Origin of the sequence: Aquiflexum balticum DSM 16537, assembly GCF_900176595.1 — a bacterium.
Classification (GTDB): Bacteria; Bacteroidota; Bacteroidia; order Cytophagales; family Cyclobacteriaceae; genus Aquiflexum; species Aquiflexum balticum.
This window is the reverse complement of sequence record NZ_LT838813.1, coordinates 1,969,106-1,984,788: the sequence shown is the minus strand read 5'-3', so window position 1 is coordinate 1,984,788 and position 15,683 is coordinate 1,969,106. Positions and strand designations below refer to the sequence as shown.

The following is a 15,683-nucleotide window of genomic DNA, read 5'->3' as shown; positions in this document are numbered from 1 at the left end:
AAAAATAAGACCAGCAGGTTCATAAAAGTTATTTTGTCCGATTGATAATATCTATGGACATAATGAGTTTTCTATTGGAATACTGTTAATTACCAAGTTTCAATTCAATGAAAAACAAACTTCAGGACATAGCCATCCTAGATTTTTACCAAAACAAAAACCGTATTAAGTGGCTCATTTTCATCAGTTCGGTGATTATTAGTTTTGGGTCTATTTTTTATACCAATTTATTGGTAGAAGAACTGAAAGAAAGAGAAAAACGACAGATCGAACTCTTGGCAAAAGCCCTTGAATATGCAGCTGTCAATACTGACAATCTAAGTTTCATCAATCAGGAAATCATCCAACAAAATAACTCCATCCCTGTCATAATTGTCAATGAGGAAGGAGAGCCTTTTGAACACCGGAATATCAAGTTCAAAAAAAGAGCAACTGAAGAGGACAAAAAGGAAACTCTCAGAACAGAGATTCTGAAAATGAAAGCGGAATACGAACCAATTCCTATAGAGGAATCATCGAATGTATATTATCGGAATTCAGAATTATTGACCTCTTTGAAATACTATCCCTACATCCAACTTTCTGTTATTTTGGTATTTGGGGTTCTCGCATATGCAGTCTTCAACCAGTCCAAAGTTGCAGAACAGAATCGGGTTTGGGCAGGATTGACAAAAGAAACAGCCCATCAGCTTGGCACGCCAATAGCATCATTAATGGCTTGGATTGATTATTTGAAGAATTCCCCTATTTGGGAAGAAAATAAAGAAGTCATCCAAGAAATGGATAAAGATGTGGTCAAGCTCCGAATGGTGACTGAAAGGTTTAGCTCTATAGGCAGTAGTCCTTCTATTCAACCGGAAAATGTTTTTTCAGTTGTCGATGAAGCCATCAATTACCTTAGACCAAGAATTTCTACCAAGGTTGAAATGAAAGTGAATGGCTATGCAAACAACATTGAAGCTATGCTGAACAAACCACTTTTTGAATGGGTGATAGAAAATGTTTGTAAAAATGCAGTGGATGCCATGAAGGGTCAGGGAGAAATCACAATAGATATTATCAAGGAAAGTGAGCGATACGTCTTTGTGGACATCACAGATACTGGAAAAGGAATGGATAAAAGCATGTACAAAAAGGTTTTTAATCCGGGGTTTACCACGCGCCAAAGAGGCTGGGGACTGGGACTAACATTGGCAAAGAGAATAATCGAAGGTTACCATAATGGTAAAATATTTGTGAAAAATTCTGAGCCTGGCAAAGGAACAACGTTCAGAATTGTACTTAATGGAACCAAAGAAGGGATTTCCGGATTCAAGAGAGAAGATTTTTTGGGACAAAAGGCCTAAATCCAAATTCTAACCAAAGGAACCTATCCCATACAGAGATGATTAAAGTTTCATAACCTTCCAACCTACAAATTAAAACCTTACCTTTGCAGGCTGAAAAATTACAGAATCAGTTAATTACATGAGCCTGACCAAAGAAATACAAAAGAGAAGAACTTTTGCCATCATTGCCCACCCCGATGCAGGGAAGACTACATTGACCGAAAAATTATTGCTTTTTGGAGGTGCTATTCAGACTGCCGGAGCCGTCAAGTCCAACAAAATAGATACTGCCACCAAGTCGGATTGGATGGAAATTGAAAAACAAAGAGGTATATCAGTAGCTACTTCTGTGATGGGATTTGAATATAAAGGGGTCAAAATCAATTTATTGGACACACCCGGTCACCAGGACTTTGCGGAAGATACCTACAGGACTTTGACAGCAGTGGATTCGGTTATTATGGTGATAGATTGTGTGAAGGGTGTTGAAATCCAGACCGAAAAACTTATGGAAGTCTGTAGGATGAGAAATACACCAGTGATCTGTTTTATCAATAAACTTGACCGGGAAGGCAGAGATCCCTACGAGTTGTTGGATGAGGTGGAAGAAAAACTGAATATTCAGGTTAGACCATTGTCATGGCCGATCGGTATGGGAAAAGGCTTCAAGGGTGTTTATAATCTTTATGATAAAAAGCTCAATCTTTTTACTCCCAGCCAAAGAAAATTAAGTGATGCAAGGGAGACTTTTGACAACCTTGAGGACGAAAAATTAGATAAGCTGATAGGAACAACCAATGCCAATCAGCTCAGAGAAGATGTAGAATTAATAGAAGGAGTATATCCGGATTTTGACCCCAAAGAATATTTAGAAGGGAAAATTGCTCCGGTATTTTTTGGTTCAGCGGTGAATAATTTCGGGGTAAATGAAATGCTTGATACCTTCATCAAGATTGCACCTTCACCCAAAAGTAGACAGACAGAAGAAAGGGAGGTATTGCCGGATGAACCTAAATTCTCAGGTTTTGTTTTCAAAATCCATGCTAATATGGATCCCAATCACAGAAACAGGATTGCCTTCCTGCGTATTTGTTCGGGAAAGTTTGAAAGAAACAAACCTTATAATCATGTCCGTGGCCCTAAACCTCTACGGTTTTCGAATGTCACCCAATTTATGGCCCAGGACAGGGAAATTGTGGATGAGGCATTCCCGGGAGATATTGTAGGCCTTTTTGACACAGGAAACCTCAAAATTGGGGATACCCTTACAGAAGGAGAAAACATGAACTTCAAAGGAATCCCAAGTTTTTCTCCGGAAATCTTCAAGGAAGTCATCAACAAAGACGCCATGAAAACCAAGCAACTGGAGAAGGGTCTGAAACAATTGATGGAAGAAGGAGTCGCCCAGTATTTCACCTATGAAATGGGAAATAGAAAGGTAGTAGGAACGGTGGGTCAATTGCAGTTTGAGGTCATTCAATTCAGATTGAAAAATGAATACAATGCTTCAGTAGAGTTTGCCCCAATGAACCTATATAAGGCCTGCTGGATCAGCAGTAAGGACAAAAAGCAGTTGGATGAATTCGTAAGATCAAAAAATCGGCATATTGCCTATGATAAGGATGGGAAATTGGTCTTTATGGCCGAATCCAAATCCTGGCTTCAAATGGTACAGGAAAATTATCCTGAAATTGAATTCCACTTTACTTCTGAGTTTTAACAAAATAATTCCACAAAGACACTGAGACACAAAGTTTCGGTTTTCTTTGATTTCAATAATCATTTAAATCAATTTTTCCTTTGCGTCTTAGCACCTTTGCGGGAAATACACCTTAAGCTACTTATAACATGAAAAAGAAACCCTTCAATGTTGTTTATGAAGACAATCACCTATTGGTAGTCAATAAGGCTGCGGGTATTTTGGTTCAGGGTGACAAAACAAAAGACAAAACCCTTACAGACTATTGCAGGGAATACATCAAAAAAAAATACGACAAGCCAGGCGATGTTTTTCTTCACCCTGTCCACAGATTGGACAGGCCTGTCAGTGGGCTTGTTGTATTTGCTAGGACTTCCAAAGGTCTTGAAAGGATGATGGAACTTTTCCGCAAAAGGGAAATACATAAAGTCTATTGGGCAATTGTCAAAAGCAAACCAAAGGAAGAAATCGGGAAACTGACCCACTACTTAGTAAAAGATGAACAACGTAATGTGGTGACTGCCTATGAAAAGGAAGTGGAAGGATCTCAGAAAGCTGAATTGAATTATAAAAGATTGGGCAAACTCAATGACCATTGGTTGGTAGAAGTAAGACCTGTTTCAGGGCGCCCACATCAAATCAGAGTTCAGCTGGCCAGCATGGGATGTCCTATCCGAGGAGATTTGAAATACGGTTTTTCCAAAGCCAACCCGGATGCCAGTATCAATTTGCATGCTTTTCATTTGGTTTTTGTCCACCCGATCAAAAAAGAAAAACTTTACCTCAGAGCTGCATTACCAGAGGAACCATTCTGGGAACAGTATTTGGAATTTGAACCCCACAAGGGAAAAGATCAACACCTTGACAACAGTTATAGCGGTTAACTATTGAAATACAGCTATTTATTTATTTAATTTGAGTATGGTTACTGTTAAGATCATATCGAGAATTGTGATGGTTACCGTCCTGTTTTTTGCTATATCCTTTTGTCCTACCCAAACCAGCAATGCTCAGTCGTCAGATTTCCCCTTCGAAATAGAATATGATCTGAGAAAACAGGGGCCGGCTATTGGTAATGAATTCCCCTTGATGGATTACCTTTCGATGGATTGGGAAGTGATCCCTGTGGAATCATTGAAGAACAAAACCCTCGTAATCAATATCTGGTATGTAGGATGCAAAGGCTGTAAACAAGAAGAGCCATTCTTATCAAAATTGTCAGCTTCCTTTAAAGGAAGTGATGAGATATTATTTTTAAGTTTTTCCATGAGTCATGAGGATAAAACCAGAAAGTACTTTGAAAAAAACGGTGATTTTGGTTATCAGACGATGCTTATGAAAAGAGATGAAGTTGAAAACAAATTCAATGTGATTACCTCTCCTACTCACTTTATCATCAAAAATGGAATTTTGTTGGAAAAATTCACCTACCCGGTTGCACATGAATCCATTTTCAATTGGTATCATCAAAGAATAATCGAAATCAATGAAATGTAAAGACTTAATTATTTTAGTATTACTCCAATTCAAGCTATTTTTTTGATACTTTAGAATCCAAATCCAATATCCCCGGTAATATGAAAAGTCGCCTGATCCTAATTATTTTATTTTTCGCAGCGTATTCTTGCGGTCCAGTTCAAGAACCAAAAACAATCTATATTGTAAGACATGCTGAGAAAATATTGGTAGGAGATGACCCTGATTTGAGCGTTGCCGGAACCGTCAGATCAAAAAAGCTTGCCCAGATACTTGAAGGAAAGGACATCCAGCATATATACAGTACCAATACCATCAGAACAAGGGCCACTGTTCAGCCTTTAGCGGATAAACTTGGGATTTCCATCGAACTATACGACGTCAAAAATCATGATGAACTTGTAAAAAATCTGAGAGTTAAAAAAGGTGATGCCGTCGTAGTCGGACACAGCAATTCCATTCAAGATGTAGTCAATTATTTTGTGGGCTCGGATGAAAAATATCCGGAACTTAAGGATATTGAATATGATTATATCTTTGTAGTGGATTTATTCAAAGATGGAAGCTCAAAGGTAAACAGGGCTGTTTACAAAGATTTTTAAATTCTGATTTCCATTTTTTTACCGATAATTGCAGGAAAAATAGTTAAGCGTTGGTGATATTTATTCATGCCTGATATGTTCTTCACTGTCAATTGACAACCAATGGAATTCAAACCCTAAAAGTAAGCGGAATCATTTTTCAGGCGTCCATTCATTTCGATCAGCAGAATTGAGATTATTCGCACCGATTCAATTTTATTTTGGTGATTTTTTGATAACTTGAAAACAAAAATTTTTCGTTATGAATAGGTCAATAAGCCTGAAGAGGTTAAAAGAAAGTCAGGAAAAAATTTGGGATGTTGCTGTTATTGGCGGAGGCGCCTCTGGATTCGGAGTGGCTTTGGATGCTTTGTCCCGCGGGCTTTCAGTTGTTTTATTGGATAAATCCGATTTTGCCAAAGGTACATCCAGCAGAAGCACAAAATTGCTTCATGGTGGTGTGCGGTATTTGGCACAGGGAGATGTGGGACTGGTGTTGGAAGCGCTGAAGGAAAGGGGAAGACTTTTGGTAAATGCACCCCACCTAACCTACAACCAGCCATTTATCATACCGATTTATACTTGGTTTGATAAACTTCAATACAGTGTAGGGCTTAAGCTTTACGATTGGATGGCAGGAAAATGGCGATTGGGCAAATCAAGGTTTATCAATAAAAAAGAGACCATTGCCAGACTTCCCCAAATCAAGCAGGAAGGACTGAAAGGCGGAGTAGTGTATCGCGATGGTCAGTTTGACGATGCCAGAATGATCATTGCTGTTGCACAGACTTGTGATGAGTTGGGAGGATGCGTGCTCAATTACGCAAAAGTGACAGGCTTGACCAAGGACGAAAAAGGAAAGTTAAATGGTCTGAAGTTCGTAGATCAGATTGAAGACAACCACCTCCATATCAAAGCAAAAATGGTAGTTAATGCAACAGGTGTTTTTGCTGACAAAATCCTGCAAATGGATCAACCGGGAGTAAGAAAAAGCATCCAACCGAGTCAGGGCATCCATCTTGTTTTCGATCAATCATTCCTTGGCGGGAAAGATGCCTTGATGATCCCGAAAACTTCAGACGGAAGAGTGCTTTTTGCAGTTCCCTGGCATGGGAAATTGGTGGTCGGAACCACAGACACGCTAGTGGACAAAGCCAAACTTGAACCAGAGGCATTGGAAAAAGAAATCAATTTTGTGCTGGAAACAGCACAGGCCTACCTGACCAAAAAACCTATGAGATCGGATGTCCTCTCAGTATTTGCCGGACTCAGACCATTGGCAGCGCCAAAAGAAAAGGGCGCCAAAACCAAAGAAATTTCAAGAAGTCATAAAGTAATAGTCTCAGATTCAAATTTGGTAACCATAACAGGGGGTAAATGGACCACTTTTAGAAAAATGGGGGAAGATACGGTGGAGTACTTCACCAAAGTCACCGGAGAATCCATGAAAGCCAGCAAATCGGCAGACCAAAAATTACATGGGTTTACAGAAAATCCGGAAGAAGGACACTTGTCTGTTTATGGTTCGGATGCTACTCAGATCAAATTCATGATCAAAGATCATCCTGAATGGGCAGAAAAATTGCATCCCAATCACCCCTATACTATAGCAGAACTGATTTGGATGGTTAGAAACGAAATGGCAGTGAAGCTTGAGGATGTGGTCTCACGCAGATTCCGGATAATGCTCCTGGATGCCAAAGCAGCAAAAGAGATGGGGCCAAAAGCAGCCAAAGTCATGGCTGAGGAGATGGGAAAAGGTGAAGATTGGATAGCAAATGAATTGGAAGAATTTGAAAAAACAGTCAATAAATACATCATAACCCAATAATCATGAGCCAAAATGAGCAATACATCATGGCGCTGGACCAAGGAACAACCAGCTCCAGATCTATTATTTTTAACAAAAAGGGTGAAATCATCAGTGTAGCCCAAAGGGCTTTTAAGCAACATTTTCCAAAATCAGGATGGGTAGAACATGACCCAATGGAAATCTGGTCCACTCAATCTTCTGTCCTTGCAGAATCCCTTGCCAAAGGCAGTATAAAAGCCAAATCGATAGCCGCTATTGGGATCACCAACCAAAGGGAAACTACAATCCTTTGGGATAGAAAAACAGGTAAACCTGTTTATAACGCAATCGTTTGGCAAGACCGAAGAACTGCTGCGTTTATCAATCAATTGAAAGCGGAAGGCAAAGAAGAACTGGTAACTTCCAAAACAGGACTTGTTTTGGATGCTTATTTTTCCGGGAGCAAAGTGAAATGGATTTTGGACAATGTGGAAGGTTTAAGAGAAAGGGCAGAAAATGGAGAAATTGCTTTTGGAACTGTTGACTCTTGGCTGATTTGGAACCTTACGCATAAAAAAGTCCACGTAACAGATGTATCCAATGCCAGCAGAACCATGTTGTTCAATATTTTCGATAAAAAATGGGATCAGGATTTATTGGATTTATTTGATATTCCCGCTGCTATTCTTCCTGAAGTAAAATCAAGCTCTGAAATATATGGAAATACTTCCGAACAGCTTTTTCCGGTGCCCATACCAATAGCAGGTATTGCAGGTGACCAGCAAGCGGCACTTTTCGGACAATTGTGTACAGAACCCGGAATGGCCAAAACCACCTATGGCACAGGATGCTTTTTGATGATGAATACCGGAGAGACGCCTGTAAAATCCAAAAATAAATTACTCACCACTATATGTTGGGAACTGAATGGAAAGGTTAACTATGCCCTGGAGGGATCGGTTTTTATAGGTGGGGCAGCTATTCAATGGTTAAGAGACGGTATCGAATTATTTGGTCATGCCAGGGAAAGCGAAGAATTGGCACAGAGCCTTGAAGACAATGACGGTGTATATTTCGTGCCTGCTATGGCAGGCCTAGGCGCACCACATTGGGACCAAAATGCAAGAGGAGCATTCTTTGGGATAACCAGGGGAACCACCATAGCCCATATGACCCGTGCTGCATTGGAGGCTATAGCCTATCAGGTCAGAGACGTCCTGGATGCCATGCAAAAAGACAGCGGCGCTCCCATCAAAGAATTGAGAGTGGACGGTGGGGCTACAGCCAATAATTTCCTGATGCAGTTCCAATCAGATATTTTGCAGACTAAGATCAAAAGGCCGAAAATCATAGAAACTACTGCTATTGGAGCTGCATTTCTGGCAGGCCTTGCAGTTGGTTTTTGGAAGTCGGAAGAGGAGTTAAAGGATTTATGGAATTCAGACAAAAATTTCGAACCCAAAATGGACAAAGAAAAAGTCGATTATTTCTTGAAGTTTTGGCACAAAGCAGTAGAAAGATCTAAAAACTGGGTAGAATAATATGGATGCATACATAGCAGAATTTGTAGGAACCTCCCTCCTGATCACCATGGGTTCGGGAGTAGTGGCAAATGTAGTCCTGAACGGGACAAAGGGAAACAACAGCGGCTGGATAGTGATTACAACAGCTTGGGCTTTAGGGGTGTTTATTGGAGTGGTAGTGGCTGGTCCATACAGCGGGGCCCATCTCAATCCTGCGGTGAGTATTGGACTTGCGATTGCGGGCCTTTTTGATTGGGCAGAAGTCCCTTGGTATATTTTCTCCCAGATTTTAGGAGCCATGTTTGGAGCAGGGGTTTCATGGTTGGTGTACAAGGACCACTTTGATGCCACTGATGAACCGGGCCTGAAGTTTGCTCCTTTTGGGACAGCTCCAGCCATCAGAAATCTCCCTTCTAATCTATTTTCCGAAATTATCGGGACTTCCGTTTTGATTATTGTGATTCTTTATTCCACAAATCCTGTGATACAATATACCGACGGGGAGGAAATCCCGATTGGCCTTGGCGCTCTTGGGGCTTTGCCGGTGGCATTTTTGGTTTGGGTAATTGGCTTGTCACTTGGCGGTACAACAGGATACGCCATCAATCCGGCCCGGGATTTTGGTCCTCGGTTGATGCATCAATTGCTGCCTATCAAAGGTAAGGGAACAAGTGATTGGGCCTACTCATGGATCCCGATTTTGGGACCGATTTTAGGGGCAGCTATTGCAGCGGGGATTTACTTGTTGTTGGGAGCTGGGGGGATGGTTTGAATGAAAAGCTAAATAGGTTAAAATCTCTGTTTCTTTATCAGCGAAAATCTATTTAATCTGCGTTATCAGCGTTCCAAATTAAGTGGTTGACATGGTTTTTAATTAAAAAATGGAAACCTCCCAACAAATAAATGATAAGTCTTTCATCATATCCAAAGGCCAGCGGAAATAATGTGATTTTGGGGATTATAATCTCTGGATATACGGATATTTGGGGATTACAACTTTCCCAAAGTTCAGAACTTTGGGAAAGTTCCAATTACCTCAATACCTCTCTTGAAATCACAATCTTCTGGATCTCAGAAGTGCCTTCACCAATAGTACACAACTTAGAATCCCTATAATATTTCTCCACCGGGTAATCCTTGGTAAATCCATAGCCCCCAAATATCTGCACCGCTTCATTGGATACGCTCACTGCTACCTCAGATGCATAATACTTGGCCTGTGCACCTGCCAACGTCACTTTTTCTCCCCGGTTTTTAAGGTCTGCTGCTTTGAAGGTCAATAAGCTGGCGGCTTCCACTTGGGTAGCCATATCTGCAAGCTTGAAGGAAATTCCCTGAAAACTGTTAATCGGTTTATTGAATTGATGCCGTTCTTTGGAATACTGAATGGATGCTTCCAAAGCACCTTCTGCTATTCCGAGGGAAAGAGCAGCGATGGAAATCCTTCCCCCATCCAAAATTTTCATCGACTGAATAAATCCATCTCCTACTTCTCCCAAGACCTGGCTTTCATGAACCCTGCAATCTTCAAAAATCATCTCGGCGGTTTCTGAGGCCCGCATACCAAGCTTATCTTCTTTTCTTCCGCCTTTGAATCCAGGAGTACCTTTTTCAATGACAAATGCCGTCATACCATGGGAATCCCCTACCTCACCTGTTCTTGCAATCAACACAGCAACATCACCTGAAACGCCATGCGTGATAAAGTTCTTTGCTCCATTGATGACATAATGATCACCATCCTTAACGGCGACAGTCCGCATATTGCCTGCATCCGAACCTGTATTGGGTTCAGTCAAACCCCAAGCTCCTAAGAATTCACAGGTCGCCAATTTGGGCAAATATTTTTTCTTCTGCTCCTCATTGCCAAACATCATGATGTGTCCGGTACAAAGGGAATTATGCGCAGCCATGGAAAGCCCAACCGACGGATCCAACTTGGATAATTCTGCAATGGCAGTCACATATTCAAAATAACTGAAACCTGACCCACCATACTCAGTAGGAACAAGGACTCCCATGAGACCGAGTTCTCCTAATTTTTTAAAAAGGTCCTTGGGAAAATGTTGCTTATCATCCCATTCTTTTCTGAAAGGAGTGATCTCCTTTGCTCCAAAATCACGGATCATCTGAGCAATCATCAACTGATTCTCGTTGAGCTTAAAATTCATCATACTATACTTCTAATTTAATATTTGGGTTTATTCCACTAAAGTACAAACTTCTCGTGTAAGGTATAGGTTTTCAAAGTTTTACAAGATTTAGTACTTACGCTGTTTATCTTCAAAAGACCTTCTAAATCAGATTAAGACACCTATATATCACAAAATAAATAAAAATAATATTTGATTAAATTAAAATATTATTTTGAATATAATATTTTTTATTTTTCTCCCATATTTGAATTAGGGCAAAAAAACATCCACAAACTCAAACTTCTGCCCATCAAAAAGGCCTTTATCACTGAGTTTAAGATCAGGAATCACTAATAATGCCATAAAGCTCAAAGTCATAAAAGGAGACTGAAGTTTTGAACCCATCTTTTTTGCCATTTGATCAATTCGGGTGTACTCCTCCGCTACTTGATACCCATCCTCATTGGACATAATTCCACCGACGGGAAGGGCCAAAACCATTTCTTCCTCCCTGCTTACTGCCGATACCCCGCCTTTTCTCTCAATCAACAAATTTACCGCCTTACATATAGATGCATCATCCACCCCGACTGCAATGATATTATGTGAATCATGACCAACAGAAGAGGCAATAGCACCTTCCTTCAAACCAAAATTTTTGATAAAAGCCACTGCTGGCTTAACATCCTGATACCTGTTGACAACGGTGATTTTTAATATATCCGATTTGGGATTGGATTGGGCATAACCATCATGAACTATTATTTCACCATGAACTTCCGGAGTAATCAATTGCCCATCCAAAGCCTCAATTATCCGCACTTTATTGCCATTGGCTGAAAGTCCAAATTCTTCGACCCTCTTTTTACTTGTATTAAAATTATTGATGATTTTATTCGGAACTTTTTCAATTAAGGTTTTGCCATTTTCAGCGACTTTCTTTCCATCAATGAAAGTTTGGATGACCGTGAAATCTTTTAAGTCTTCCACCAATATAAAATCGGCAGGATCTCCAACCTTTAACTGCCCCACCTCCATACTATAATGCTGAACAGGGTTGACACAGGCTGCTTTCAGGACATCAAAAACGTATTTTCCTTTAGCCACAGCCCTTTTCACCAATTCATTGATATGGCTGACGGCAAGATTGTCGGGATGCTTGTCATCCGAACAAAACATAATCATATCGGGATAATCATCCATGAGATCAATCAAAGCCTCAAAATTCTTGGCGGCACTGCCTTCCCTGATGGCTATTTTCATTCCCAGGTGTATTTTATCCAATGCTTCTTCTTTGGTAAAGCATTCATGGTCAGTAGTGATTCCGGCGGAAGCATATTTAGTTGCCAATTCACCTTTCAATCCAGGTGCATGACCATCTACAGGCTTCCCATATTTTTGGGCCAAGGCAATCTTCTCCATGACGATGGGATCCCTATTTACAGTACCAGGCCAGTTCATCATCTCCGCCAAATAGCTGATTTCTTTTCTTTCCAGCAGGTCATGAATGTCTTGTACAGTAATTTCTCCCCCGGCTGTTTCGAATGGTGTCGCAGGTACACAGGAAGGTGCTCCAAAATAAAACTTAAAGGGAACCTGCTTCCCATTGTCAACCATATAATTCACCCCCGCCATTCCACAGACATTGGCGATTTCATGGGGATCAGAAACAGTGGCAACAGTACCATGGGGCACAGCAAGTCTTGCAAACTCAGACGGAACCAACATCGAGGATTCAATATGCACATGGGCATCGATAAATCCAGGTAAAATAAAAGGCAAGGTTTTGTCCTCTCTGATCTTTTGAATAGAAACAATTACACCATTTTCAATTTGGACTTCGGCACAGAAAATAGTCTGATGGGGAATATCAACAAACTGTCCAGAAATTCTAAAAACACTCATAAAATACAGGTTTTAAAATATTTGATTTCAAATTTTAACAAGAAAATGAAATACCCTTACAAGAAAGTGGAATACATCTTTTTGTCAAAGGATTTAGATTAAAACTACTATATTTGCGCCTGAAATTAATTATGCCAAGGTTACTTTTATTAGATGCAAAGGATTGTGATTGCAATTGATGGATATTCAGGATGCGGCAAAAGCTCCACTGCCAAAGCAGTGGCCAAAATTTTGAATTATACTTATATCGATTCCGGAGCCATGTACCGTGCTGCAACCCTTCATTTTTTAAACAACCATGTGACACTTACAAACCCAAAAGATGTAGAAAGAAATCTGGAAAACCTTCAGATATCTTTCCATGTAAATCCAGAGAGCGGGCAACAAGAAACCTTTCTTAACGGCATCAATGTTGAAGATGAAATCCGAAGCATGAAAGTTTCTGAATATGTCAGTGAAGTCAGTAAAATCAAAGAGGTCAGAACAGCTTTGGTCGCCCAACAGCAGCATTTGGGAAGAAAAAAAGGTGTTGTAATGGATGGCAGAGACATTTCAACTGTTGTCTTTCCACAGGCCGAATTGAAGATTTTTATGAATGCTGATTTAAAAATCAGAGCGGAAAGAAGACAAAAAGAGTTATTGGAAAAAGGAACCTTAATAGAATTGGATAAAATAATCCAGAATCTTTCAGAGCGTGATAAAATGGACTCCTCCAGAGAAGAAAGTCCGCTTATCAAAGCCGAAGATGCTAAAGAAATCGATACAAGCAGAATGGATTTTAATGAGCAGGTAAATCAAATTGTGAAATTGGCCAAAGAAAAGATTGGCAATTAATTGATTGAATATGGAAGTAATCATAGATAAAAATTCAGGTTATTGTTTTGGCGTTGAATTCGCTATCAAAATGGCTGAGGACGAAATGGAAGTCTCTGATAAGTTGTATTGTCTGGGAGATATCGTCCACAACGACATGGAAGTGAAGCGCTTAAACCAAAAGGGACTCATTGTAATTGATCGAGATCAGTTACAGCAATTGAATAACTGCAAGGTTTTGATTCGGGCCCATGGTGAACCCCCGGAAACATACCGGACAGCTATTGAAAACAACCTGGAATTGATAGATGCTTCCTGCCCCGTAGTCCTGAAATTGCAGCACAGAGTAAAGACCGCATTCGACAAAATGGAAAAAGAAAAAGGTCAGATAGTAATCTACGGTAAAAAAGGCCATGCGGAAGTTATCGGACTTACCGGACAAACTATGGAAAAAGCAATTGTGGTAATGGAAGATAAAGATTTGGATAAAATTGATTTTTCAAAACCCATCACTCTTTTCAGTCAGACAACCAAAAGCACCAAAGGTTTTTATGACCTAAAATCAAAAATTGAGGAAAAAATTAAGGCTGAAAAAGGAGTGTTGAATGAGGTGGATTTCAATGCAAATGACTCGATCTGCAGACAGGTTTCTAACAGAGAACCTCAATTATCAAAATTTGCAGGCGAAAATGATGTGATAATTTTTGTTTCAGGTAAAAAAAGCTCCAATGGAAAAGCACTTTATCAAGTCTGTAAGAATATAAATCCCAAAAGCTATTTCGTTGAAAATGAAACGGAAATTGATCTTTCCTGGATCAATCCGCAAGATAAAGTAGGAATTTGCGGAGCCACCTCTACTCCTATGTGGCTGATGGAGCAAGTTTTGAGGTATATTCAATCCATGGAGAAAGAATTGGTATTGGAGAAAAGCTGATATCAATTTGAAATAACAAATTCAAAAGTGAGTGCGTTAAATCACAAATAATACCAAAATTATCTTCTTATAACTGATCTATTTTATTAGATTTGAGGCGTTTTTCAAAAGACCATACAGTTCAAAAATCATATGTCAAAAACAGTAAAGCTTAAGAAGGGATTCGACATTAAGCTCGTAGGCAAAGCTGAAAAGCAGCTTGCAGACTTCAAACCGTCCAAGACTTTTGCAATCAAACCAACCGACTTCATCGGGATGCTGAGACCAAAAGTGACTGTAAACGAGGGAGACTCTGTAAAAGCAGGAACTCCGATTTTGTTCGACAAAGCCATGGAAAAGGTTCAATATGTGGCACCTGTTTCAGGTGAAATTGTTGAAATTAAAAGGGGTGACCGAAGAAAATTATTGGAAATCAAAATTCTTGCTGATTCTGAAATCAGTTATGAGACTTTTGATAAATATTCCGAGTCCACATTAAAATCCCTCTCTAGAGAGGAAGCCATCGCCCAAATGACAAAGGGCGGAGTTTGGCCTCAAATCATCCAAAGACCATTTGGGATAGTTGCCAATCCGGATGATAGCCCAAAGTCTATCTTCATTTCTGGTTTTGACACCCACCCTCTAGCGCCTGATTACGGCTTTTTGCTGAAGGGAGAAGAAAAATATTTTCAAGCAGGAATCCATATCTTGGGAAAACTTACTGCAGGCAAAGTTCATCTGAATGTAAATGGCGATGCAGAATTACCTCCGGTTTATACCAATGTAAACGGCGCTGAACTGAACAAATTCAGTGGACCTCACCCTGCCGGAAATGTAGGGATTCAGATCCACCATATTGACCCCATTAATAAGAATGACATTGTTTGGACTGTTAATCCTTATGGAGTGGTCCAAATTGGCAAGCTGTTTTTGGAAGGTAAGTATGACGCATCCAAAATAATTGCTGTAACTGGTTCGGAGGCAAAGAAGGCCTCATATACCAAGACTTATACAGGCGCATGTGTGGATACCATGGTGAACGGCAATCTCAAGCAAGATCATGTAAGAGTTGTTTCTGGTAACGTTCTGACCGGTGAAAAAATCAAAAAAGATGGTTATTTAGGATTTTATGCAAGTCAGATTACTATAATCCCTGAAGGTGATTATGAGGAATTTTTGGGATGGATCAAGCCAAGCACTACCAAATTGAGTTTTCACAAAGCTTTGGGACTATTTTCATTTTTGAATAGAAGTAAAGAATATGTTGTGGATACCAATACCCATGGAGAAGAAAGACCTTTTGTGGTCTCCGGCGCTTTCGAAAAAGTCCTACCTATGGATATTCTTCCAACTTACTTGTTTAAGGCTATTGTGACTCAAGATTTTGATGAAATGGAAGAACTTGGACTATATGAATTGATAGAAGAAGATGTCGCAATTTGTGAATTTATCGATCCATCGAAAAATGAATTGCAGAAACTGGTAAGAAATGGAATTGAATTATTAATGTATAGTTAA

At 39.9% G+C, this 15,683-nt stretch carries 13 protein-coding genes; 11 read left to right on the top strand and 2 right to left on the bottom strand.

Annotated features, from left to right (window positions below; genetic code table 11):
- The first annotated feature begins 107 nt into the window (after positions 1-107).
- The 8 genes from B9A52_RS08445 to B9A52_RS08410 all read left to right on the top strand — a co-directional run bounded on the left by B9A52_RS08445 (position 108) and on the right by B9A52_RS08410 (position 9,171).
- A complete protein-coding gene (locus B9A52_RS08445; RefSeq protein WP_084119890.1) occupies positions 108-1,346 on the top strand; it encodes a sensor histidine kinase in 1,239 nt (412 codons plus the stop codon).
- A 121-nt stretch (positions 1,347-1,467) separates the two neighbouring features.
- Complete coding sequence (locus B9A52_RS08440) at positions 1,468-3,048, top strand: peptide chain release factor 3 (protein WP_084119889.1); 1,581 nt, start codon at positions 1,468-1,470, stop codon at positions 3,046-3,048.
- 128 nt (positions 3,049-3,176) lie between these two features.
- Positions 3,177-3,911, top strand: coding sequence for an RluA family pseudouridine synthase (locus B9A52_RS08435; protein WP_084119888.1), 735 nt, complete (start codon positions 3,177-3,179; stop codon positions 3,909-3,911).
- A 37-nt stretch (positions 3,912-3,948) separates the two neighbouring features.
- Positions 3,949-4,524, top strand: coding sequence for a TlpA family protein disulfide reductase (locus B9A52_RS08430; RefSeq protein WP_084119887.1), 576 nt, complete (start codon positions 3,949-3,951; stop codon positions 4,522-4,524).
- Between the two features lie 80 nt (positions 4,525-4,604).
- On the top strand, positions 4,605-5,105 hold the full coding sequence (locus B9A52_RS08425) for a SixA phosphatase family protein (protein WP_084119886.1): 501 nt from the start codon (positions 4,605-4,607) through the stop codon (positions 5,103-5,105).
- Positions 5,106-5,346: 241 nt separating this feature from the next.
- Positions 5,347-6,915, top strand: coding sequence for a glycerol-3-phosphate dehydrogenase/oxidase (locus B9A52_RS08420; RefSeq protein ID WP_084119885.1), 1,569 nt, complete (start codon positions 5,347-5,349; stop codon positions 6,913-6,915).
- Between the two features lie 2 nt (positions 6,916-6,917).
- Positions 6,918-8,417 (top strand): glycerol kinase GlpK, encoded by a 1,500-nt coding sequence (gene glpK, locus B9A52_RS08415; RefSeq protein WP_084119884.1) that lies wholly within the window; start codon positions 6,918-6,920, stop codon positions 8,415-8,417.
- Position 8,418: 1 nt separating this feature from the next.
- The gene (locus tag B9A52_RS08410; RefSeq protein WP_084119883.1) at positions 8,419-9,171 is read left to right on the top strand and encodes an MIP/aquaporin family protein; all 753 of its coding nucleotides are present in this window, start codon (positions 8,419-8,421) and stop codon (positions 9,169-9,171) included.
- Positions 9,172-9,430: 259 nt separating this feature from the next.
- Here B9A52_RS08410 and B9A52_RS08400 read toward each other — a convergent pair whose 3' ends face one another.
- Both B9A52_RS08400 and ade read right to left on the bottom strand, forming a co-directional pair.
- Positions 9,431-10,570 (bottom strand): acyl-CoA dehydrogenase family protein, encoded by a 1,140-nt coding sequence (locus B9A52_RS08400; protein ID WP_084119881.1) that lies wholly within the window; start codon positions 10,568-10,570, stop codon positions 9,431-9,433.
- Positions 10,571-10,804: 234 nt separating this feature from the next.
- Positions 10,805-12,439, bottom strand: coding sequence for an adenine deaminase (gene ade, locus B9A52_RS08395; protein WP_084119880.1), 1,635 nt, complete (start codon positions 12,437-12,439; stop codon positions 10,805-10,807).
- 153 nt (positions 12,440-12,592) lie between these two features.
- On the opposite strand from ade, the gene cmk reads away from it, so the two are divergent.
- From cmk to B9A52_RS08380, 3 genes are all read left to right on the top strand, one after another.
- Positions 12,593-13,273, top strand: a complete 681-nt coding sequence (cmk, locus tag B9A52_RS08390) for a (d)CMP kinase (protein WP_084119879.1) — start codon at positions 12,593-12,595, stop codon at positions 13,271-13,273.
- 10 nt (positions 13,274-13,283) lie between these two features.
- Positions 13,284-14,186, top strand: a complete 903-nt coding sequence (locus B9A52_RS08385; protein ID WP_084119878.1) for a 4-hydroxy-3-methylbut-2-enyl diphosphate reductase — start codon at positions 13,284-13,286, stop codon at positions 14,184-14,186.
- Positions 14,187-14,318: 132 nt separating this feature from the next.
- A complete protein-coding gene (locus B9A52_RS08380) occupies positions 14,319-15,683 on the top strand; it encodes a Na(+)-translocating NADH-quinone reductase subunit A (protein ID WP_084119877.1) in 1,365 nt (454 codons plus the stop codon).

Excerpts from the sequence above, each read along its gene's own strand:
- ade (WP_084119880.1), bottom strand. The coding sequence starts at position 12,439 with ATGAGTGTTTTTAGAATTTCTGGACAGTTTGTTGATATTCCCCATCAG.
- cmk (WP_084119879.1), top strand. The coding sequence starts at position 12,593 with ATGCAAAGGATTGTGATTGCAATTGATGGATATTCAGGATGCGGCAAA.
- B9A52_RS08380 (WP_084119877.1), top strand. The coding sequence starts at position 14,319 with ATGTCAAAAACAGTAAAGCTTAAGAAGGGATTCGACATTAAGCTCGTA.
- B9A52_RS08440 (WP_084119889.1), top strand. The coding sequence starts at position 1,468 with ATGAGCCTGACCAAAGAAATACAAAAGAGAAGAACTTTTGCCATCATT.
- B9A52_RS08385 (WP_084119878.1), top strand. The coding sequence starts at position 13,284 with ATGGAAGTAATCATAGATAAAAATTCAGGTTATTGTTTTGGCGTTGAA.
- B9A52_RS08410 (WP_084119883.1), top strand. The coding sequence starts at position 8,419 with ATGGATGCATACATAGCAGAATTTGTAGGAACCTCCCTCCTGATCACC.
- B9A52_RS08435 (WP_084119888.1), top strand. The coding sequence starts at position 3,177 with ATGAAAAAGAAACCCTTCAATGTTGTTTATGAAGACAATCACCTATTG.
- B9A52_RS08425 (WP_084119886.1), top strand. The coding sequence starts at position 4,605 with ATGAAAAGTCGCCTGATCCTAATTATTTTATTTTTCGCAGCGTATTCT.
- B9A52_RS08430 (WP_084119887.1), top strand. The coding sequence starts at position 3,949 with ATGGTTACTGTTAAGATCATATCGAGAATTGTGATGGTTACCGTCCTG.
- B9A52_RS08400 (WP_084119881.1), bottom strand. The coding sequence starts at position 10,570 with ATGAATTTTAAGCTCAACGAGAATCAGTTGATGATTGCTCAGATGATC.
- B9A52_RS08420 (WP_084119885.1), top strand. The coding sequence starts at position 5,347 with ATGAATAGGTCAATAAGCCTGAAGAGGTTAAAAGAAAGTCAGGAAAAA.
- glpK (WP_084119884.1), top strand. The coding sequence starts at position 6,918 with ATGAGCCAAAATGAGCAATACATCATGGCGCTGGACCAAGGAACAACC.
- B9A52_RS08445 (WP_084119890.1), top strand. The coding sequence starts at position 108 with ATGAAAAACAAACTTCAGGACATAGCCATCCTAGATTTTTACCAAAAC.